Below are 20,506 nucleotides of genomic sequence, written 5' to 3' on the forward strand. Positions count from 1 at the left end.
CTGGGGCTGCTTTGCAGCCCATTCGCGGCACAAGGCCGCTCCTACATCGACCGCGCAAGGCTGGCGAGGGTAGATATCGGGTTATTGCACCCCCGGATCAGCCACCAACCGCCCAGTAGCCTTGGTCAGCGACTGCAGAAACTCCTGTTGCAGTTCCGGGTCGTTGCGGGTCAGTTCGATCAGGCTCTGCTCCATTTCGCTGGCTTCTTCTTCAAGGCCCAGCTCGGACAGGCGCTTCACCCGGTGTACCCACTGGCCGACATCGTCATCTTCAAGGTCATCGAAGATCAGCTCATGGGCTTCCAGCAGCTTGTTGCGCAGGGTGGCGCTGACCAGCAGGCTGGCATCGCCACGTACCGCGTTGTCCTCGTCGAGCACTTGCAGGTGCAGGGTGCCGACGTGGTTGAGGTTCTGCTCGGAAAACGGGCTGTCGAGCAGGTTCAGGCGCAGTACGCCGTTACGGTCGGTGGTCAGCTCATGGTTCATCTTGCCAGCCTTGACCTCTACCAGCCGCTCGCTCCAAGGCACGCTGGTGGCTTCCTCGCGCTGGCCTTTCTGCACCTCGCTGATGCCGGCCAGGTTCTGCTGGGCACGGCCATTGGAGGCCACGTTCATGAACGGGTTGAGCCCGTCCACGCCGTAGACCAGCCAATCGTGGGTGATGCTTTGCGGCAGGTTGCCCAAGGCGAAGACGTTGACCACGTTGGCGCCAACGCCCGCCACCACGGCCACCGCACCCAGCGGGATCTCGTAGATCTCCCGCCAGGGTTGGTAAGGCGTGTAGCGGTCATAGCGCCGGGTGACTTCGAACTCGGTGACTTCGAAGCGCTTCTGCTCATGCACGCGCACACGTCGCTGCGGAAGCTCCATCACCTTCGGCTCGCCGACATCGATCTGCAGGGTGTGCTCGAGCAGTTTGCGCTCGACGCGCTCCTCATGGTCGCTGCGCTGGGACATCTGGTTGGCGCAACCGCTGACGAGCAGGGCGCCGCACAGTGCGGCGCCCCCCAGGGTAAAGGTACTTCGCTTGTACATGATCACTCGTGCATTGGTTATCAGCGGCGAACGCGGGCCTGCAGGAAGGTCAGCACTTCATTGAGCGGCAACGCCTGGGCGTCCTGCTCGGTGCGGTGCTTGTACTCCAGGTTGCCGTCGGCCAGGCCGCGATCGCTGACCACGATGCGGTGCGGGATGCCGATCAGCTCCATGTCGGCAAACTTGATGCCTGGGCTGGTTTTCTTGTCGCGGTCGTCCAGCAGGACTTCGAAGCCGGCGGCGGTCAGTTCGGCGTACAGCTTGTCGGTCGCCTCGCGTACCACCTCGGTTTCGTAGCGCAGTGGAACCAGGGCGATCTGGAACGGGGCCAGGGCGTCATTCCAGATGATGCCTTTGTCGTCGTAGCTCTGTTCGATGGCAGCAGCGACCACGCGAGATACACCGATACCGTAGCAACCCATCGACAGCACCACCGGCTTGCCGTTCTCACCCAGTACCTGGCACTTCAGTGCCTCGCTGTACTTGGTGCCCAACTGGAAGATATGGCCAACCTCGATGCCGCGCTTGATCACCAGGGTGCCCTTGCCGTCCGGGCTCGGGTCGCCTTCTACCACGTTACGCAGGTCGGCGACCTGTGGTACTGGCAGGTCACGCTCCCAGTTGACGCCGAAGTAGTGCTTGTCGTCGATGTTGGCGCCGATGCCGAAGTCGCTCATCAGGGCAACCGAACGGTCGATCACCACTTCCAGTGGCAGGTTCAGCGGGCCGAGCGAGCCAGCGCCGGCGCCAATGGCGTCACGCAGCTCGGCTTCGGTGGCCATGACCAGTGGCTCGGCAACCTGTTCCAGTTTGGTGGCCTTGATTTCGTTCAGTTCGTGGTCGCCACGTACCACCAGGGCAATCAGCTTGCCCTCTTCGGCGCCACGCACGATCAGGGTCTTGACGGTCTTTTCGATCGCCAGGCCGTGGTTTTCCACCAACTGGGCGATAGTCTTGGCGTCCGGGGTGTCAACCAGGCGCAGCTCCTCGGTAGGGGCAGGGCGCACGGTTTCACGCGGGATGGCCTCGGCCTTCTCGATGTTGGCGGCGTAGTCGGAGCTGTCGCTGAAAATCACGTCGTCTTCGCCGGACTCGGCCAGTACGTGGAATTCGTGCGAGTAGCTGCCACCGATCGAGCCGGTGTCGGCTTGCACTGGGCGGAAGTCCAGGCCCAGGCGGGTGAACACGTTGCTGTACGCCTGGTGCATGCGGTCGTAGGTTTCCTGCAGGGAAGCCTGGTCGGCATGGAACGAGTAGGCGTCCTTCATGATGAACTCGCGGCCACGCATCAGGCCGAAGCGCGGGCGGATCTCGTCACGGAACTTGGTCTGGATCTGGTACATGTTGAGCGGCAGCTGTTTATAGCTGGACAGCTCGTTACGGGCCAGGTCGGTGATCACTTCTTCGTGGGTGGGGCCGACACAGAAGTCGCGCTGGTGGCGGTCCTTCAGGCGTAGCAGTTCCGGGCCGTACTGCTCCCAGCGGCCGGATTCCTGCCACAGTTCGGCAGGCTGGATGCTGGGCATCAGCACTTCCAGGGCGCCGGCGGCGTTCATTTCCTCGCGCACCACGGCTTCGACCTTGCGCATTACCCGCAGGCCCATCGGCAGCCAGGTGTACAGGCCGGAGGCCAGTTTGCGGATCATGCCGGCACGCAGCATGAGCTGGTGGCTGATGACCACTGCGTCAGCAGGGGTTTCTTTCTGGGTGGCGAGCAAATATTGACTGGTGCGCATGGTTAGCCGTGTCGATTGCCTAAGACGTTGAAATAGCCCCGCATTGTACGGGGGTGAAACGAAGGCGTACAGGATGCCCCAGGGCGTGACACTTGTCAGCCAAGAAAAAGCCCGGCGTGATCGCCGGGCTTTTTCAGGTGCGGGGCACTGCAAGCCAGGCTTACAGGATGCTCAGCGGGTACTCCACGATCAGGCGCAGTTCGTCGATCGATGGGGAACCGTAGTACACGCCATCGCCCGAACGGTAGGTGGCCTGACGCACGCGGAAGCTCAGGTCCTTGGCCGGGCCGCTCTGCATCACGTACTTGACGTCGATGTCGCGTTCCCATTCCTTGCCGCTGTCGGTAGTGCGGGTGGTTGCACCGGTACCACGAACATAACGGGTCATGAAGGTCAGGCCTGGTACGCCGAATTCAGCGAAGTTCAGGTCGTAGCGCGCCTGCCAGGATTTTTCGTCTTCGGCGTTGAAGTCGGAACGGGCCACGGAGTTGGCCAGGAAGACCGTACCGCCACCGTCCACGCCGTAGGCGTAGTCGCCGTCGCCGCTGACTTTCTGGTAAGCCAGGGTGAAGGTGTGGGCGCCGATGTTGTAGGCGGCCGACAGGCTGGCGGCAATGTTGTCCAGCTCGTTGCTGCCGTCGGACTTGCTGACGAACGCACCGGTCAGGTTGTTGCCGATCGACTTGGTGTCATAGATGTTGAAGTCGAATACCAGGCCTTGCTTGTCGCTGATCGGCAGTGCCCAGTTGATGTTGCCGTACCACTTGCGGAAGTGATCTTCGATGTGCGAGTAGTAAACGCTGGTGCTAAGGTTATCGGTAAAGGCGTAGGTGCCACCGAAGACGTTGGCCTCAGTCAGGTTCAGGCTGTCGTGGTAAGTCTGAGCCTGGGCGTTCAGCGCGGTGAAGTGACCGGCGTGCAGGGTCAGGCCATCGATTTCGTTGCTGGTGATCAAACCACCTTCGGCAACTTCCGGCAGCAGTCGGCTGTCGTCGGTGGCCAGCACTGGCAGTGCGGTGAACTGGTCGCCGAACTTGAGTACGGTGTTGGAGATGCGCATTTTCACTGCGCCGCCGCCTTCGGAGTATTCATCCTGCGAGCGACCGTCGGAGCCTTCCGGGAACAGACCGGTGCCTGCACGGCCGCGGCCGCTGTCCAGTTTGATGCCGAGCATGCCAATGGCGTCGACACCGAAACCTACAGTACCTTGGGTGAAGCCCGACTCGAAGGTGCCGAGGAAGCCAAGGCCGGTTTCTTCAACGCGGCTCTGGGCGCCAGACGGCACGTTGCGGAAGTCACGGCTGAAATACAGCATGCGGGTCTTGACGTTCAGCTTGCTGTCTTCAACAAAACCTTTGGACTCGTCTTGTGCCGAGGCCATTGCCAACTGCGAGGTCCCTGCCGCAACGGCCAGGGCGATCATGCTCCACTTCATCACGCGCATCGTGATTTGCTCCTTTGGTTTTTAGGAAGAGTACCGCTGCGTCCAAGTGTTTTAGTTATATGGGGCAGCTCTTTCTTGTTATGTCGGCGAAAAGGTATAGCACGCTGACTGTTGTTGGCGATATGGCGATAAACACTCTTTTCGGAACTTTTTCACCATGTCGCTTTTAGGTATTTCCATGTCGCAAATCACGCCCCGGGTTAAGGGCCGTACAACCCCAGCGCTGTTTCTGTAACCGTAATTAATAGGTAACTATCGATCCCGGTTGGGGAAACTCCCTGGTAACCAATGCCGCTGTTGTTATTTGTCGCGTTCACCTGCCACTGCAGATGTCGTGCCGACTTTGCGTGAAGAGAATGCAACAAGCGTGCTCAAAATTCGCAACACTTCATGAAATTTTCACAAAACCTGCTACCGAGGGTCGGAAAGTGCCGTAAATACGGGGCGAAGCGGCTTTGCCGGCATGTTGGAGTCGAGAATCATTAAAATTTAAAAAGCTGTCATTAAAGTCAATGTGTTACCGCAACTTGTTCATCCAGAGTCGTTTGTGGTGTGGCAAGTGTGGTGGGGGCGGGTAACCGGCCTCATTTTGGTGCGAAAAGTAGCGCTGTGTTACCGGGAATGTGCAAGGTATCCTTGCAGGTCTGTTTACCGCTTGAAGCGGGTTGGTTTTGCCTTAAGGAGATATGCCGTGTTCGTCCTCGATTCGCGTTTGCAGCAGGATTCCCTGGTGCTGGGGGAATTTGCGCTGTGCCAGCTGCTGCTGAGCAAGGATGCCAACTACCCATGGTTCATCCTGGTGCCCAAGCGCGCCGACATCAGTGAGCTGTTCGAGCTGGATACGGCGGATCAGCAGCAGCTGTGGCAGGAAACCACCCAGCTGGCGCAAGCGCTGAAGGCCAGCTACGGCGCGGACAAGATGAACGTGGCAACGCTGGGCAATGTGGTCAGCCAGTTGCACATGCATGTGATTGTGCGCCAGCGCGACGACGCTGCCTGGCCTGCACCGGTGTGGGGCAAGTGCCCGGCAGTGGCTTATACCGATGACCAGGTGCAGGCCGTGCGCGAGCGTTTGCGCGGGCTGCAGCTTGCCGGCTACCAGGAGGCCTGAAATGTCGCTGGAAATGCGTATGGTCGAACTGGAAACCCGTCAGGCGTTCCAGGATGACACTATCCAGGCGCTGAATGATGTGGTGGTCGAACAGGGGCGGGTGATCGAACGCCTGCAGCTGCAGGTGGCCGAGCTGATCAAGCGCTATGAAGAGATGGTCGGCCAGTACGGCAGCGAAGGGGAAGAGGCGCCGCCGCCGCATTATTGATCTTGAAACCACCGCGCGCCCCTGTAGGAGCGGCCTTGCGTCGCGATGGGCTGCAAGGCCGCTCCTACAAGGATCGCGCATTCGCCTGGTAAGGCGCATGCGGCGATCAGCGGCGGGTAACCGCCACCACGTCCTCGGCCTGCAGGCCCTTGTCGCGGTGCATCACCGAAAACTCCACACGCTGGCCTTCGACCAGGATGCGGTGGCCTTCGCCACGAATGGCGCGAAAGTGCACAAAGATATCGTCACCCGAATCGCGGGAGATGAAACCAAAGCCTTTCGACGTGTTGAACCATTTGACGGTGCCCGTATCGCGATTGCCGCCATCTTGCACCGTATGCTGGCTGTTGCGTGCCTTGCGCGGGCTGCGGGCAAAGCCCACGGCCAGGTGCAGGGCCACGGCCAGCGTGGCGCAGACCAGGGCTGCCAGGTTGCCCATTTCCGGGCGGGCCAGCAGGGTCAGGGTCTGCAGCACCACGGCGACTACCAGCAAGGCGCAGGCCAGGTGTTGCAGTTGCTGGCGTGCACCGCGGTAATACAGTGGCACGACGGGCGCCAGGACCAGATTGAGCAGACCGAGCAGGGCCAGGTAGACCGCGTCGGGTTGTTGCAGGAAGGGTGTTGCATCGGTTTTCAGGCTGGGCATGAGCGATAGCAGCAAAGCTGCCACGCCCGTCACCAGATGGACGATCTTGAACATGGGGTTGGCTCACAGTTGATAAGGCCGATCACAGGAAGAGCTGGCAGCACGGTGCGCATGAGGTGTAAAGCGCGAACACGTGGCAGGCCAGCCTATGCACCCGGCAATGACAGTCCGCACGGGTGGCACCGTGCCTATTTAACAGTAAAGCCGCAGGCTACTCAAACCGCAGGCCGCCCGGCGGGCGAAGTGTTGCGCCATGTCACATGCGGCAGGCGCCAAGTGTTGCTACAGTGGTCGGCGCCCGCTTGAGTCTCAAGCCTTAAGGAAAGGGGAACTTCATGGCAATCGATATCGGTATCAGTGAAGAAGATCGCAAGTCCATCGTCGATGGGCTGTCCCGCCTGTTGTCGGATACCTACGTGCTGTATCTGAAAACCCATAACTTTCACTGGAACGTCACGGGTCCGTCGTTCCGTACCCTGCACCTGATGTTCGAAGAGCAGTACAACGAACTGGCACTGGCGGTCGACTCGATCGCCGAGCGCATCCGCGCCCTGGGCTTCCCGGCGCCGGGGTCGTATGCATTCTATGCACGGCACTCGTCGATCAAGGAGGAGGAAGGGGTGCCACCTGCGGAAGAGATGATCCGCCAGTTGGTGCAGGGCCAGGAAGCCGTGGTGCGCACCGCGCGCAGCATTTTCCCGGTGGTGGACAAGGTCAGTGACGAACCGACCGCCGACCTGCTGACCCAACGCATGCAGGTGCACGAGAAGACCGCGTGGATGCTGCGGGTGCTGCTCGACGGTAATTGATTGCCTGAGGCGGACAACGGCCCCTGTGGGAGCGGGTTTACCCGCGAAGGAGGCATCGCGGTGCATGGCACCGGCTTTGCCGGTGTTCGCGGCTAAAGCCGCTCCCACAGTGGTCCGGCGCCGGAGATCATAGAATGAAAACCGGCGGACTTTGCATTTTGTGCAGGAACACTTTGCCGCTGCTTTAAGCTCGTCCATCAGCGCTTCATAGGCCACCTGGTACCTGTGACGAGGAAGTGTGGCGCATGATGCAAGCGAGCAAGCGTGTTATTGGCCAGGGGCGTTGGCCGGGAAAACAGTGCATCGATCCGTTCAAGGCGGATTTCGACATGTTGCAGACCCAGCCAGTGTCGCGCTCGGTACGGCTCAACGGTTTTTCCACCTGCCTGCGCCTGGAGGCCGTCTACTGGGGCATCCTTGAGCGCATCGCCGCCGCCAACCACTGCTCGGTCAGCGCGGTATTGTCCTATGTCGACCGCGAAGTCCACCTGCGCCAGGGCGGGGTGCGCAACTTCAGCGGGCTGATCCGGGTCATCTGCGTGGCGTGGTTGCAAGACCCGCCAAGTGTGCGCTGATCGCCTGGCGGGCTGCGCAGTGCTTGCTAACCATATATAATCCCGCTTTTTGCTGCCCCGGCAGCCAGCGTTATGGTTGACGAGAGACACCCATGCCCCTTTACGACTATCAATGTGCAGCCTGCGATCACCGCATGGAAGCGCTGCAGAAGATCAGCGCCGCGCCGCTGACCGATTGCCCGGCCTGTCAGGCGCCAGCGCTGAAGAAGCAGCTGTCGGTGCCAGGCTTCCGCCTGAGCGGTAACGGTTGGTACGAAACCGACTTCAAGACCGGGGCGAAAAAGAATCTGGCAGGCGGCGACAAGGCCGACTGAGTTGAATGCTGTGACCGGGTCTTGCAGTATTAGCCCTCCGGGCGGCCAAGGCCTCCACCGAATACACGAATCACGAGAAGCGAAACCACCATCATGATGCGCAGCCATTATTGCGGCCAACTGAACGAGAGCCTGGACGGCCAGGAAGTCACCCTTTGCGGCTGGGTCCATCGTCGCCGCGACCACGGCGGGGTGATCTTCCTCGACATCCGTGACCGCGAAGGCATGGCCCAGGTCGTGTTCGACCCGGATCGCGCCGAAACCTTCGCCGCCGCCGACCGCGTGCGCAGCGAGTACGTCGTGCAGGTCACCGGCAAGGTCCGCAAGCGCCCTGAAGGTGCAGTGAACGCCAACATGGCTTCCGGTGCCATCGAGATCCTCGGCTACCAGTTGACCGTACTCAACGAAGCGGAAACCCCACCGTTCCCGCTGAACGAATACTCCGACGTCGGCGAGGAAACCCGCCTGCGTTACCGCTTCATTGATCTGCGTCGCCCGGAAATGGCCGAAAAGCTGCGCCTGCGTTCGCGCATTACCAGCAGCATCCGTCGCTTCATGGACGACAACGGCTTCCTCGACGTCGAAACCCCGATCCTCACCCGTGCTACCCCGGAAGGCGCGCGCGACTACCTGGTACCTAGCCGTACCCACGCCGGTAGCTTCTTCGCCCTGCCGCAGTCGCCACAGCTGTTCAAGCAGCTGCTGATGGTCGCCGGCTTCGACCGTTACTACCAGATCGCCAAGTGCTTCCGTGACGAAGACCTGCGTGCCGACCGCCAGCCGGAGTTCACCCAGATCGACATCGAGACCAGCTTCCTCGATGAAAGCGAGATCATGGGCCTGACCGAAAGCATGATCCGCAAGCTGTTCAAGGAAGTGCTCGACCTGGAATTCGGCGAATTCCCGCACATGACCTTCGAAGAAGCCATGCGCCGCTACGGTTCCGACAAGCCAGACCTGCGTAACCCGCTGGAACTGGTTGACGTTGCCGATCAGCTGAAAGATGTCGACTTCAAGGTATTCGCCGGCCCGGCCAACGATCCGAAGTGCCGCGTAACCGCCCTGCGCCTGCCAGGCGGCGCCAGCATGCCGCGCAGCAAGATCGACGAGTACACCAAGTTCGTCGGCATCTACGGTGCCAAGGGCCTGGCCTACATCAAGGTCAACGAGCGCGCCAAGGGCGTCGAAGGCCTGCAATCGCCGATCGTCAAGAACATCCCTGAGGCCAACCTCAACAACATCCTCGACCGCGTTGGTGCCGTAGACGGCGACATCGTGTTCTTCGGTGCCGACAAGTTCAAGGTGGTCAGCGAAGCGCTGGGCGCGCTGCGTATCCGCCTGGGCCACGACTTCGAGCTGCTGACCTGCGAGTGGGCGCCGATGTGGGTCGTCGACTTCCCGATGTTCGAAGAGAACGAAGACGGCAGCTTCACTGCGCTGCACCACCCGTTCACTGCGCCGAAGTGCACCCCGGAGGAGCTCGAGGCCAACCCGGCCACCGCGCTGTCGCGTGCCTACGACATGGTCCTGAACGGTACCGAGCTGGGTGGCGGTTCGATCCGTATCCACCGCAAAGAGATGCAGCAGGCCGTGTTCCGCTTGCTGGGTATCGAAGCCGAAGAACAGGAAGAGAAATTCGGCTTCCTGCTCGACGCCCTGAAGTTCGGTGCACCGCCTCACGGTGGCCTGGCCTTCGGCCTGGACCGCCTGGTCATGCTGATGACCGGCGCCCAGTCGATTCGTGAAGTGATTGCCTTCCCGAAAACCCAGAGCGCCGCGTGCGTCATGACCCAGGCCCCAGGCCTGGTCGACGCCAAGGCCCTGCGCGAGCTGCACATCCGACTGCGCGAACAGACCAAGGTCGAGTAAGCAGTCCCCGGGCGCATCCACATGGATGCGCCTTTGCGTTTCGGCGCAGGCATTTTCCCGTCCCGCCCCGTCATGGGGCGGGGCTGTTTGTGATTCAAGGAAATCGGAGTCGTTATGGCTGGTCATTCCAAGTGGGCGAACATCAAGCACCGCAAAGAGCGCCAGGATGCCAAGAGAGGCAAGGTCTTCACCAAGTGGATCCGCGAACTGACGGTTGCTGCCAAGCAGGGCGGCCCTGACCCGGCCTCCAACCCGCGCCTGCGCCTGGCGCTGGACAAGGCCCTGGGCGCCAACATGAGCCGCGACATCATCGACCGCGCCGTGGCCCGTGGTGCTGGCACCAACGAAAGCGACAACGTCGAAGAGCTCAGCTACGAAGGTTACGGCCCGGGTGGCGTGGCGATCATGGTCGAAGCCATGACTGACAACCGCAACCGTACCGCCGCCGCCGTGCGCCATGCCTTCACCAAGTGTGGCGGCAACCTCGGTACCGACGGCTCGGTGGCCTACCTGTTCGAGCGCAAGGGGCAGCTCAGCTTTGCGCCGGGCGTGGACGAAGACGCGTTGATGGAGGCGGCGATGGAGGCCGATGCCGACGACGTGGTAGCCAACGACGACGGTTCGTTCGAGGTATTCACCTCGTTCAACAGTTTCTATGCCGTGCGTAACGCCCTGGAAGAGGCCGGCTTCAAGGCCGCTGACGCGGAAATCGTCATGCAGCCGACCACCAGTGCCGAACTCGACCAAGAGGGTGCCGAGAAGGTGCTCAAGCTGATCGACATGCTCGAAGACCTGGATGACGTGCAGAACGTCTACTCCAATGCCCAGATTTCCGATGAGATCATGGAAAACCTCGGCTAAGGTTGTTTCGTTGGCCTTGAGGGCCTCTTCGCGGGCAAGCCCGCTCCCACAGGTATTGCACCAGGTTCAGGTTTGGTGCGGTCCCTGTGGGAGCGGGCTTGCCCGCGAATAGGCCGGTACATTTTGAACAAACAGGCACTATGACTCTGATTCTAGGTATCGACCCCGGCTCGCGCATCACCGGCTATGGCGTGGTCCGCCAGACCGCCCGTGGTTGCGAGTACGTGGCGTCGGGCTGTATCCGCACCGGCAGCGGCGAGCTGCACGAGCGGCTGCAGATCGTTTTTCGTGGTGTCAGTGAAATCATCACCCAGCACGGCCCGGTAACCATGGGCATCGAGCGGGTGTTCATGGCCCGCAACGCCGACTCGGCGCTCAAGCTCGGCCAGGCCCGTGGCGCGGCCATCGTCGCCGCCGCGGAAGCCGGCCTGGAAATCGCCGAATACAGCGCCACCCAGGTCAAGCAAGCCGTGGCCGGCACCGGTGGCGCCAACAAGGAGCAGGTGATGATGATGGTCATGCACCTGCTGAAGCTGACGCAAAAGCCGCAGATCGACGCCTCCGACGCACTGGCGATTGCCCTGTGCCACGCCCATACCCGTTCCAGCCTTGTGCCGCATGGCCTGGCCACGGCGCGGCGGCGCGGTGGGCGCTTGCGTCTTTGAGCGCTTCATGCGCAGATACAAAATTTGTCCGGGTGAAGCATTCACCCGCTGCATTTGCTGATAGGGTTGAGCGGTCTTTGACCGGCTCCCCGAGAGGAAGGATCGGAACGTGATTGGACGTTTGCGTGGCACCCTGGCGGAGAAACAGCCGCCGCACCTGATTATCGACGTCAACGGCGTGGGCTACGAACTGGAAGTTCCCATGACCACGCTGTACCGTCTGCCCAAAGTGGGCGAAAGCGTCACCGTGCACACCCACCTGGTGGTGCGCGAAGACGCCCACCTGCTCTACGGTTTTGCCGAAAAGCGCGAGCGCGAACTGTTCCGCGAGCTGATCCGCCTGAACGGCGTGGGGCCCAAGCTGGCCCTGGCGCTGATGTCCGGGCTGGAAGTGGACGAGTTGGTGCGCTGCGTGCAGGCCCAGGACACTTCGGCGCTGGTGCGCGTGCCCGGCGTCGGCAAAAAGACCGCCGAACGCCTGCTGGTCGAGCTCAAGGACCGCTTCAAGGCCTGGGAAACCTCCCCGGCCATGTTCACGTTGGTGTCCGATGGGCCGTTGCCGGTCGCCAGCGAGTCCAGCGCCGAGGCCGATGCGGTCAGCGCCCTGGTTTCGCTGGGCTACAAGCCGCAGGAAGCGAGCAAGGCCATCGCCGCGATCAAGGACAAGGCCGGCCTGAGCAGTGAAGAGCTGATCCGCCGCAGCCTGAAAGGGATGATTACCAAGTGATCGAAGCCGACCGCCTGATCGCCGCCAGTGGCCGCGACCGTGAAGAAGTCCAGGACCGTGCAATCCGCCCGCTGAGCCTGGATGAATACATCGGCCAGCCGGTGGTGCGCGAGCAGATGGCGCTGTTCATCCAGGCCGCCCGTGGCCGTAGCGAGTCGCTCGACCACACCTTGATCTTTGGCCCGCCAGGCCTGGGCAAGACCACCCTGGCCAACATCATCGCCCATGAAATGGGCGTGTCGGTGAAGAGCACCTCGGGGCCTATCCTCGAGCGCCCGGGCGACCTCGCGGCCATGCTGACCAACCTCGAACCGCACGACGTGCTGTTCATCGACGAGATCCACCGGCTGTCGCCGGTTGTCGAAGAGGTGCTGTACCCGGCCATGGAAGACTTCCAGCTCGACATCATGATCGGCGAAGGCCCTGCGGCCCGTTCGATCAAGCTCGACCTGCCACCGTTCACCCTGGTCGGGGCGACCACCCGCGCCGGCATGCTCACCAACCCGTTGCGTGACCGCTTCGGTATCGTCCAGCGCCTGGAGTTCTACAGCGACAAGGACCTGTCCACCATCGTCAGCCGCTCGGCCAACATCCTGGGCCTGGCCATCGAAGACCAGGGCGCCTACGAGATCGCCCGCCGGGCCCGCGGCACGCCACGTATCGCCAACCGCCTGCTGCGCCGCGTGCGCGACTACGCCGAGGTGCGCGGCAAGGGCCACATCACCAAGGCCGTGGCCGACATGGCGCTGAACCTGCTGGACGTCGACGAGCGCGGCTTTGACCATTCCGACCGCCGCCTGCTGCTGACCATGATTGAGAAGTTCGACGGTGGCCCGGTGGGCGTCGACAACCTGGCTGCAGCCGTCAGTGAAGAACGCCACACCATCGAGGACGTGCTGGAGCCGTACCTGATCCAGCAGGGTTACATCATGCGCACGCCACGTGGCCGCGTGGTAACCCGGCATGCCTACCTGCACTTCGGCCTGAATATTCCCGGGCGCATGGGGGAGGGTGGTGATTTTTCCGAGCCGGCCGATGAATGACAGATCAAAAGCGACTTTTCGTGGTCCTACCGCTGGCATGCCGAAGGTGCGCTGGCAATAAGACATTAATGAAGAAAAAACAGTTGCCACAGCGGATTGGCAAGCTGAGGAGTAAGCACTAGAGTATGCGCGCGCAAAATGGCCTGGAACCGTTCGCACACCGTTGTCGCGTCTATTACGAAGATACCGATGCCGGTGGCGTGGTGTATTACGTCAACTACCTGAAATTCATGGAGCGCGCGCGCACCGAACGCCTGCGGCACCTGGGTTTTTCCCAGTCGCTGCTGGCCGAAGACAACCTGCTGTTCGTGGTCCATTCCAGCGAAGCGCGCTATCACGCGCCGGCGCGGCTGGACGACGAACTGCGAGTCACCGCGCAAGTACTTGAACTCAATCGCGCCAGCCTGCGTTTTGTGCAGCAGGTCTGGCGGGAAAAGGATGAAACGCTGCTCTGCGAAGGGCAGTTCCTGGTGGCCGCAGTGCGTGCCGACACTTTCAAACCCCGAGCCATACCCCCCCAGCTGCGCGACGCCTTTGCGGCGGACGGCTCGGGTAATCAATCGAACGCAGGAGAATAAGCGTGGAAGCTAACGTCGTCGACCATACCTCCATGTGGAGTCTGGTCAGCAATGCCAGCGTGGTGGTTCAGCTGGTAATGCTGACCCTGGTGGCCGCCTCGGTCACCTCATGGATCATGATCTTCCAGCGCAGCACCATGCTGCGCGCCGGTCGTCGTGCGCTGGATGCCTTCGAGGAGCGCTTCTGGTCGGGCATCGACCTGTCCAAGCTGTACCGTCAGGCAGGCAGCAACCCCGACCCGGATTCCGGCGTAGAGCAGGTATTCCGTGCCGGTTTCAAGGAATTCTCGCGCCTGCGCCAGCAGCCGGGTGTTGACCCGGACGCGGTCATGGAAGGCGTAGGCCGTGCCATGCGCGTGGCCATTTCGCGCGAGGAAGAAAAGCTCGAGCAGAGCCTGCCGTTCCTGGCCACCGTCGGTTCGACCAGCCCGTACATCGGCCTGTTCGGTACCGTGTGGGGCATCATGAACTCCTTCCGCGGCCTGGCCAGCGCCCAACAGGCCACCCTGGCCACGGTCGCCCCAGGTATCGCCGAAGCGCTGATCGCCACCGCCATCGGCCTGTTCGCGGCAATCCCGGCCGTTATTGCCTACAACCGTTTCGCCGCGCGCAGCGAAGTGCTGATCGGCCGTTACTACACCTTCGCCGACGAGTTCCAGGCGATCCTGCACCGCAAAGTGCACACCAGCGAAGAGTAATCAGGTAGAAGCCCATGGCCCGAGTTCGCCACAAACGCAAGCCCGTCGCCGAGATGAACGTGGTGCCCTACATCGACGTGATGCTGGTGCTGCTGGTCATCTTCATGGTGACGGCGCCCATGCTCAACCAGGGCGTGAAGGTCGACCTGCCCAAGGTTTCCAGCGAAGCCTTGCCGCAGGACAACAACGTCCAGATCCTCACCATTTCCATCAAGGCCGATAAAACCTACTACTGGAACCTCGGCAGCGAAGTCGATACCGACAAGCAGATGGACAAGGCCATGACCTTGCCCGACATGACCAGCGCAGTGACCAAGATCATTGCCGCCGGCCGTGACCAGGGCAAGCAGACCCAGGTGTTCATCCGGGGCGACAAGGCTGTCGACTACGGCGCCGTCATGGGCGCCATGGGCGGGTTGCAGAAGGCCGGTGTCGGTAACGTTGGCCTGATTACCGAGGCGCCCTGATGCAACAGCGAGAGCCATCCGCCTCGGAAAGCTACTTCTGGCCCAGTGTCTGGGCCATCGGCCTGCATGTGCTGGTGTTCGCCCTGCTGTTCGTCAGTTTTGCCATGACGCCTGAGCTGCCGCCATCCAAGCCGATTGTTCAGGCTACCCTGTACCAGCTCAAGTCCAAGAGCCAGGCGACTACCCAGACCAATCAGAAGATTGCCGGGGAAGCGAAGAAAACCGCGTCGCGCCAGACCGAAGTCGAGCAGCTGGAGCAGAAGAAGGTCGAGCAGGAAGCCATCAAGGCCGCGGAACAAAAGAAAGCCGACGCCGCTCAAAAGGCCGAAGAGGCCCGCGAAGCCGCCGAGGCGAAAAAAGCCGAGGATGCTGCCAAGGCAGCCGAAGCCGCCGAGGCCAAGAAAACCGCCGAAGCCAAGAAGGCCGAAGAGGCGAAGAAAGCCGCCGAGAAACAGCAGGCTGACATCGCCAAGAAGAAGGCCGAGGAAGAAGCCAAGAAAAAAGCCGAAGAAGAGGCCAAGAAAGCGGCCGCTGAAGAGGCGAAGAAACAAGCCGCCGAGGATGCCAAGAAAAAGGCAGCCGAAGAGGCCAAGAAGAAAGCAGCCGAGGACGCCAAGAAGAAAGCGGCGGCCGAGGATGCGAAGAAGAAGGCAGCTGAAGAGGCCAAGAAAAAGGCCGCTGCAGACGCCCAGAAGAAGAAGGCACAGGAAGCGGCCCGCAAGGCGGCAGAAGACAAGAAAGCCCAGGCCCTGGCCGAGCTGTTGTCTGACACCACCGAGCGGCAGCAGGCACTGGCTGACGAGCAAGGGGACCAGGTGGCCGGCGATTTCGACGACCTGATCCGCATGCGCGCAGCCGAGGGCTGGGCGCGCCCACCTTCCGCGCGCAAGGGCATGACGGTGACCCTGCAGGTAAGCATGTTGCCGGACGGTACCATTACCAGTGTCAGCGTGGCCCGTTCCAGTGGTGACGGCCCGTACGACAGTTCGGCGGTGGCTGCGGTCAAGAACATTGGTCGTCTGACCGAAATGCAGGGTATGAAGCCGAGCGATTTCAACCGTTATCGTTCGTTCAAGATGACATTTACACCTGAGGATCTAGCGTTGTGATTAAACGTCTGAGAGGACTGCTGGTCATGCTCTGCTGCGTGGCAGGCATGGCGGTGGCAGAGGAAAAGAACATCCTGGTCACCAGCGGCAGCGACCGGGCCACACCCATTGCGGTCGTACCCTTCGGTATGCAGGGCGGCAGCGTGCTGCCCGAAGACATCGCCGATATCATCGGCAACGACCTGCGCAACTCCGGCTACTACTCGCCGATTCCGCGGCAGAACATGATCAGCCAGCCGTCGCAGGCCAGCGAAGTGATCTTCCGTGACTGGAAAGCCCTGGGTGCCCAGTACGTGATGGTTGGCAGCATCGTGCCGTCGGGTGGTCGCCTGCAGGTGCAGTACGCGCTGTTCAACGTCGCCACCGAGCAGCAAGTGCTGACCGGTAGCGTGGCGGGCAGCACCGACCAGCTGCGCGACATGGCGCACTACATTGCCGACCAGTCGTTCGAGAAGCTCACCGGCATCAAGGGTGCGTTCTCTACCCGCATGCTGTACGTGACGGCCGAGCGTTTCTCCGTCAACAACACCCGCTACACCCTGCAGCGTTCGGACTACGACGGTGCGCGCGCAGTGACCCTGCTGCAATCGCGTGAGCCGATCCTGTCGCCGCGCTTTGCACCGGATGGCAAGCGTATTGCCTACGTGTCGTTCGAGCAGAAGCGCCCACGCATCTTCGTGCAGAACATCGATACCGGCCGCCGCGAGCAGGTGACCAACTTCGAAGGCCTGAACGGCGCGCCAGCCTGGTCGCCCGACGGTTCGCGCCTGGCGTTCGTACTGTCGAAAGACGGCAACCCGGACATTTACGTGATGAACGTGGCTTCGCGCCAGATCAGCCGCGTCACCGCAGGCCCGGGTATCAATACCGAACCGTTCTGGGGTAAGGATGGCAACACCCTTTACTTCACTTCCGACCGTGGCGGCAAACCGCAGATCTACAAACAGTCGGTCAGTGGTGGTGGTGCCGAGCGTGTAACATTCGTGGGTAACTACAACGCCAACCCGAAACTTTCGGCGGACGAAAAAACCCTGGTGATGATCCATCGCCAACAGGGCTTTACCAACTTCAAAGTGGCGGCACAGGACTTGCAACGCGGAAGTGTAAAGATTCTGTCTGAAACAAGTCTTGATGAGTCTCCCACTGTTGCGCCTAACGGCACCATGCTAATCTACGCCACCCGCCAGCAGGGCCGGGGAGTCTTGATGCTCGTGTCGCTTAATGGCCGCGTGAGGCTCCCACTTCCTACCGCTCAAGGCGAAGTCAGAGAACCGTCCTGGTCCCCTTACCTGAACTGATTGCGGCGTAATACGTTTTGCCTTAACACACTGGGGTTTCATTAGGAGTTTCACGATGGAAATGCTGAAGTTTGGTAAATTTGCTGCGCTGGCACTGGCCATGGCCGTAGCTGTAGGTTGCTCCTCGAAGGGCGGTGACAACGCAGGCGAAGGCGCTGCTGTAGATCCTAACGCTGGCTACGGTGCCAACACTGGCGCGGTCGACGGCTCCCTGAGCGAAGAAGCCGCCCTGCGCGCAATCACCACCTTCTACTTCGAATACGACAGCTCGGACCTGAAGCCAGAAGCCATGCGCGCTCTGGACGTTCACGCCAAGGACCTGAAGTCCAACGGCAACCGCGTTGTCCTGGAAGGCAACACCGACGAGCGCGGCACCCGCGAGTACAACATGGCTCTGGGTGAGCGTCGTGCGAAAGCCGTTCAGCGCTACCTGGTTCTGCAGGGCGTTTCCCCTGCTCAGCTGGAACTGGTTTCCTACGGCGAAGAGCGTCCAGTTGCTACCGGCAACGACGAGCAGTCCTGGGCTCAGAACCGTCGCGTAGAACTGCGTAAGTAAGTTCTTATGCGTATGTGCCGCCGTGTAGTAACCGTCCTCGCACTCAGCCTGCCGCTCGCGGCCTGGGCTGAGGTCCCTGTAGTAGATGACAACGCAGGCAGTTATCCGCCTGCGGGTTATGGCACGAGCGGCGCCTATGCCGGGTCGGGGGCTTCGGCCCCTGCCTCTGCACAGGGTCAGCTGTTCATGCAGCTGCAACAGATGCAGGACCAGCTTTCCCGCCAGCAAGGCATCATCGAAGAGCTGCAGAACGATGTGTCGCGCATGAAGCAGGAAAACCTGGAGCGATACCAGGACCTGGACCGTCGCATCAACAGTGGCGCTGCGCCTGCCGCAACCCCTGACAATTCCTCCGGTGGTGCATCCAATGCCGCCTCCGGTGCAGCAGCAGGTGCTGCTGCGCAACAACCGGCCGCCAGTAGCGAGCCCGGTGATCCGGCGAAAGAAAAGCTCTATTACGATGCTGCTTTCGACCTGATCAAGCAGAAAGACTTCGACAAGGCCAGCCAGGCGTTCAACGCGTTCCTGCGCAAGTACCCGAACAGCCAGTATGCCGGCAACGCCCAGTACTGGTTGGGTGAAGTGAACCTGGCCAAGGGTGACCTGCCAGGCGCCAGCCAGGCCTTTGCCCAGGTCAGCCAGAAGTACCCGAAGCACAGCAAGGTGCCAGATTCGCTGTACAAACTGGCCGATGTCGAGCGCCGCATGGGCCACACCGACAAGGTCAAGGGCATCCTGCAACAGGTCATCACCCAGTACCCCGGCACCTCTGCCGCGCAACTGGCCCAGCGTGACCTGCAAAAGCTCTAAGCGTTGTAGCAGTACCGTTTAAAAGAAACCCGCGCCAGTCGCGGGTTTTTTCGTTAGAATCTGTGCCCTTTTTTCATAAACACGCTGCTGCGGATAACGCCATGTCGAGTCCGCGACAGTGCCTGACGGAGGCGGACAGCCTGTTTAGCTGTCACGCCCGTGGCGAGCATGCAAGACACATTACGCATCACCGAAGTCTTTTACTCTTTGCAGGGTGAAACGCGAACGGCTGGGCTGCCCACGGTATTCGTGCGCCTCACCGGTTGTCCCCTGCGCTGCCAGTACTGCGACAGTGCCTATGCCTTCAGTGGCGGTACCGTTCGCACCCTCGATTCGATCCTTGAGCAAGTGGCCGGCTTCAAGCCGCGCTATGTCTGCGTCACCGGTGGTGAGCCACTGGCCCAGCCCAACGCCTTGCCGTTGTTGCAGCGCTTGTGCGATGCCGGTTACGAGGTGTCGCTGGAAACCAGCGGCGCGCTGGATATCGCCGGTACCGACACCCGCGTCAGCCGCGTGGTCGACCTGAAGACTCCGGGTTCGGAGGAGTCGCACCGTAACCTCTACTCGAACATCGAGCAGCTGACCCGCAATGACCAGGTCAAGTTCGTCATCTGTTCCCGCGAGGACTATGACTGGGCGGTTTCCAAGCTGATCCAGTACAACCTGGCCGAGCGAGCCGGTGAGGTGTTGTTCTCGCCCAGCCACCACCAGGTGAAGGCCAGCGACCTGGCCGACTGGATCGTTGCCGACAACCTGCCCGTGCGCTTCCAGCTGCAGCTGCACAAGCTGCTGTGGAACGACGAACCCGGACGTTGATTGAGGAGCAAGCACACATGACCGAAAAACGCGCAGTAATCCTGTTGTCGGGCGGCCTGGACTCGGCCACCGTGGTAGCCATGGCCAAGGCCGAAGGCTACAGCTGCTATACCATGAGTTTCGATTATGGCCAGCGCCATCGCGCCGAGCTGAACGCTGCCGCCCGCGTAGCCCGCGACCTGGGCGTGGTGGAGCACAAGGTGATTGGCCTGAGCCTTGACGGCATTGGCGGCTCGGCGTTGACCGACAGCAGCATCGACGTGCCGGAAACCCCGGGCGAAGGCATCCCGGTCACCTACGTGCCGGCGCGTAACACCGTGTTCCTGTCGCTGGCCCTGGGCTGGGCAGAAGTGCTGGAAGCACGCGACATCTTCATTGGCGTCAATGCCGTGGACTATTCCGGTTACCCGGATTGCCGCCCCGAGTTCGTCGAAGCCTTCGAGCGCATGGCCAACCTGGCGACCAAGGCCGGGGTAGAAGGGCAGGGCTTCCGCATTCAGGCGCCGCTGCAGAACATGAGCAAGGCGCAGATCGTGCAGGCCGGCATGGCCCGTGGTGTGGACTACAGTTTGACCGTGTCTTGCTACCAGGCCGACGACGATGGCCGTGCCTGTGGCAAATGCGACAGTTGCCGCCTGCGCGCCGACGGTTTCAAGGCCGCCGGTGTGCAAGACCCGACGCGATACGCTTGAAAAATTGTGATGGGGTATTGATTTCCCGTTAGAAATCAGTATTATACGCGCCATCCAACGGGTCGTTAGCTCAGTTGGTAGAGCAGTTGGCTTTTAACCAATTGGTCGTAGGTTCGAATCCTACACGACCCACCATACTCAGTACGTCAAAGCCCGCTACCAGAAATGGTCGCGGGCTTTTTCGTTTTCCACAGGTTTGGCCCAGATGTTCGGGTTGCGCGGTCCCGTGTAGGAGCGGCCTTGAGTCGCGATCGGGCTGCGGAGCAGCCCCAAGGGTTTCAGCGTCGATGCACACATTGCCGGGGCTGCTTTGCAGCCCGATCGCGACACAAGGCCGCTCCTACAGGGATTGCACAGGCTTCAGGTTGGCTATTCAGCCACCGCCGACATCGGCAGTAGCGCGATCACCAGGCATACCAGCGACGTGCCCTGAACGGCA

Annotated in this window: 23 protein-coding genes and 1 tRNA gene; 20 read left to right on the forward strand and 4 right to left on the reverse strand. The window is 61.4% G+C overall.

All coding sequences use genetic code 11. From position 1 onward, the window contains the following. Positions 1–81: 81 nt before the first annotated feature. The 3 genes from IAE39_RS16775 to IAE39_RS16785 form a co-directional block, all read right to left on the reverse strand. Positions 82–1,035 (reverse strand): hypothetical protein, encoded by a 954-nt coding sequence (locus tag IAE39_RS16775; protein WP_201204505.1) that lies wholly within the window; start codon positions 1,033–1,035, stop codon positions 82–84. A 20-nt stretch (positions 1,036–1,055) separates the two neighbouring features. Next, entirely contained in the window at positions 1,056–2,771 is a 1,716-nt protein-coding gene (locus IAE39_RS16780) for a proline--tRNA ligase (RefSeq protein WP_201204507.1), read from the reverse strand. Between the two features lie 160 nt (positions 2,772–2,931). Beyond that, on the reverse strand, positions 2,932–4,215 hold the full coding sequence (locus IAE39_RS16785; RefSeq protein ID WP_201204509.1) for an OprD family porin: 1,284 nt from the start codon (positions 4,213–4,215) through the stop codon (positions 2,932–2,934). Between the two features lie 691 nt (positions 4,216–4,906). Between IAE39_RS16785 and IAE39_RS16790 the strand changes: the two genes are divergently transcribed. Both IAE39_RS16790 and IAE39_RS16795 read left to right on the forward strand, forming a co-directional pair. After that, positions 4,907–5,326: an HIT family protein gene (locus IAE39_RS16790; protein ID WP_201204511.1), complete on the forward strand. Its 420-nt coding sequence runs from the start codon at positions 4,907–4,909 to the stop codon at positions 5,324–5,326. Between the two features lies 1 nt (position 5,327). Continuing rightward, a complete protein-coding gene (locus IAE39_RS16795; protein ID WP_201204513.1) occupies positions 5,328–5,534 on the forward strand; it encodes a SlyX family protein in 207 nt (68 codons plus the stop codon). 106 nt (positions 5,535–5,640) lie between these two features. Here IAE39_RS16795 and IAE39_RS29990 read toward each other — a convergent pair whose 3' ends face one another. Next, positions 5,641–6,234, reverse strand: a complete 594-nt coding sequence (locus IAE39_RS29990) for a cold-shock protein (protein ID WP_201204515.1) — start codon at positions 6,232–6,234, stop codon at positions 5,641–5,643. A gap of 281 nt (positions 6,235–6,515) precedes the next feature. Between IAE39_RS29990 and IAE39_RS16805 the strand changes: the two genes are divergently transcribed. The 18 genes from IAE39_RS16805 to IAE39_RS16890 all read left to right on the forward strand — a co-directional run bounded on the left by IAE39_RS16805 (position 6,516) and on the right by IAE39_RS16890 (position 20,202). Beyond that, positions 6,516–6,989: a Dps family protein gene (locus tag IAE39_RS16805; RefSeq protein WP_028690591.1), complete on the forward strand. Its 474-nt coding sequence runs from the start codon at positions 6,516–6,518 to the stop codon at positions 6,987–6,989. A gap of 245 nt (positions 6,990–7,234) precedes the next feature. After that, positions 7,235–7,564: a ribbon-helix-helix domain-containing protein gene (locus tag IAE39_RS16810; protein ID WP_201204517.1), complete on the forward strand. Its 330-nt coding sequence runs from the start codon at positions 7,235–7,237 to the stop codon at positions 7,562–7,564. A gap of 92 nt (positions 7,565–7,656) precedes the next feature. Continuing rightward, on the forward strand, positions 7,657–7,878 hold the full coding sequence (locus IAE39_RS16815; protein ID WP_201204526.1) for an FmdB family zinc ribbon protein: 222 nt from the start codon (positions 7,657–7,659) through the stop codon (positions 7,876–7,878). A 93-nt stretch (positions 7,879–7,971) separates the two neighbouring features. After that, the gene (aspS, locus tag IAE39_RS16820) at positions 7,972–9,747 is read left to right on the forward strand and encodes an aspartate--tRNA ligase (RefSeq protein ID WP_201204527.1); all 1,776 of its coding nucleotides are present in this window, start codon (positions 7,972–7,974) and stop codon (positions 9,745–9,747) included. Positions 9,748–9,861: 114 nt separating this feature from the next. After that, positions 9,862–10,608: a YebC/PmpR family DNA-binding transcriptional regulator gene (locus tag IAE39_RS16825; protein ID WP_029888029.1), complete on the forward strand. Its 747-nt coding sequence runs from the start codon at positions 9,862–9,864 to the stop codon at positions 10,606–10,608. Positions 10,609–10,748: 140 nt separating this feature from the next. Then, the gene (ruvC, locus tag IAE39_RS16830) at positions 10,749–11,273 is read left to right on the forward strand and encodes a crossover junction endodeoxyribonuclease RuvC (protein ID WP_029888028.1); all 525 of its coding nucleotides are present in this window, start codon (positions 10,749–10,751) and stop codon (positions 11,271–11,273) included. 109 nt (positions 11,274–11,382) lie between these two features. Further along, positions 11,383–12,000: a Holliday junction branch migration protein RuvA gene (ruvA, locus tag IAE39_RS16835; protein ID WP_201204529.1), complete on the forward strand. Its 618-nt coding sequence runs from the start codon at positions 11,383–11,385 to the stop codon at positions 11,998–12,000. Continuing rightward, entirely contained in the window at positions 11,997–13,043 is a 1,047-nt protein-coding gene (gene ruvB / locus IAE39_RS16840) for a Holliday junction branch migration DNA helicase RuvB (protein ID WP_201204532.1), read from the forward strand. The genes ruvA and ruvB overlap by 4 nt, the downstream gene beginning before the upstream one ends. A 125-nt stretch (positions 13,044–13,168) precedes the next feature. Beyond that, a complete protein-coding gene (gene ybgC / locus IAE39_RS16845; protein ID WP_110743810.1) occupies positions 13,169–13,621 on the forward strand; it encodes a tol-pal system-associated acyl-CoA thioesterase in 453 nt (150 codons plus the stop codon). Positions 13,622–13,623: 2 nt separating this feature from the next. Beyond that, positions 13,624–14,319 carry a protein TolQ gene (gene tolQ, locus IAE39_RS16850; RefSeq protein WP_010952367.1) on the forward strand — a complete coding sequence of 232 codons (696 nt, stop codon included), beginning with the start codon at positions 13,624–13,626 and terminating at the stop codon, positions 14,317–14,319. A 14-nt stretch (positions 14,320–14,333) separates the two neighbouring features. Next, positions 14,334–14,786, forward strand: a complete 453-nt coding sequence (gene tolR, locus IAE39_RS16855) for a protein TolR (RefSeq protein ID WP_008090221.1) — start codon at positions 14,334–14,336, stop codon at positions 14,784–14,786. After that, entirely contained in the window at positions 14,786–15,895 is a 1,110-nt protein-coding gene (gene tolA / locus IAE39_RS16860) for a cell envelope integrity protein TolA (RefSeq protein ID WP_201204534.1), read from the forward strand. Before tolR ends, tolA begins: the two co-directional genes overlap by 1 nt. Before the next feature lie 26 nt (positions 15,896–15,921). After that, positions 15,922–17,193, forward strand: a complete 1,272-nt coding sequence (gene tolB / locus IAE39_RS16865) for a Tol-Pal system beta propeller repeat protein TolB (protein WP_236548651.1) — start codon at positions 15,922–15,924, stop codon at positions 17,191–17,193. 55 nt (positions 17,194–17,248) lie between these two features. After that, positions 17,249–17,749, forward strand: coding sequence for a peptidoglycan-associated lipoprotein Pal (gene pal, locus IAE39_RS16870; protein WP_012273762.1), 501 nt, complete (start codon positions 17,249–17,251; stop codon positions 17,747–17,749). A 6-nt stretch (positions 17,750–17,755) separates the two neighbouring features. Further along, a complete protein-coding gene (gene ybgF, locus IAE39_RS16875) occupies positions 17,756–18,559 on the forward strand; it encodes a tol-pal system protein YbgF (protein ID WP_201204550.1) in 804 nt (267 codons plus the stop codon). 168 nt (positions 18,560–18,727) lie between these two features. Then, positions 18,728–19,375, forward strand: coding sequence for a 7-carboxy-7-deazaguanine synthase QueE (queE, locus tag IAE39_RS16880; RefSeq protein ID WP_201204552.1), 648 nt, complete (start codon positions 18,728–18,730; stop codon positions 19,373–19,375). Between the two features lie 17 nt (positions 19,376–19,392). After that, entirely contained in the window at positions 19,393–20,067 is a 675-nt protein-coding gene (gene queC / locus IAE39_RS16885; RefSeq protein ID WP_201204561.1) for a 7-cyano-7-deazaguanine synthase QueC, read from the forward strand. A gap of 59 nt (positions 20,068–20,126) precedes the next feature. Then, positions 20,127–20,202: transfer RNA gene (locus IAE39_RS16890), tRNA-Lys, on the forward strand. The last annotated feature ends 304 nt before the right edge of the window (positions 20,203–20,506 follow it).

This window comes from Pseudomonas sp. S37 (genome assembly GCF_016658545.1).
Taxonomy (GTDB): Bacteria; Pseudomonadota; Gammaproteobacteria; order Pseudomonadales; family Pseudomonadaceae; genus Aquipseudomonas.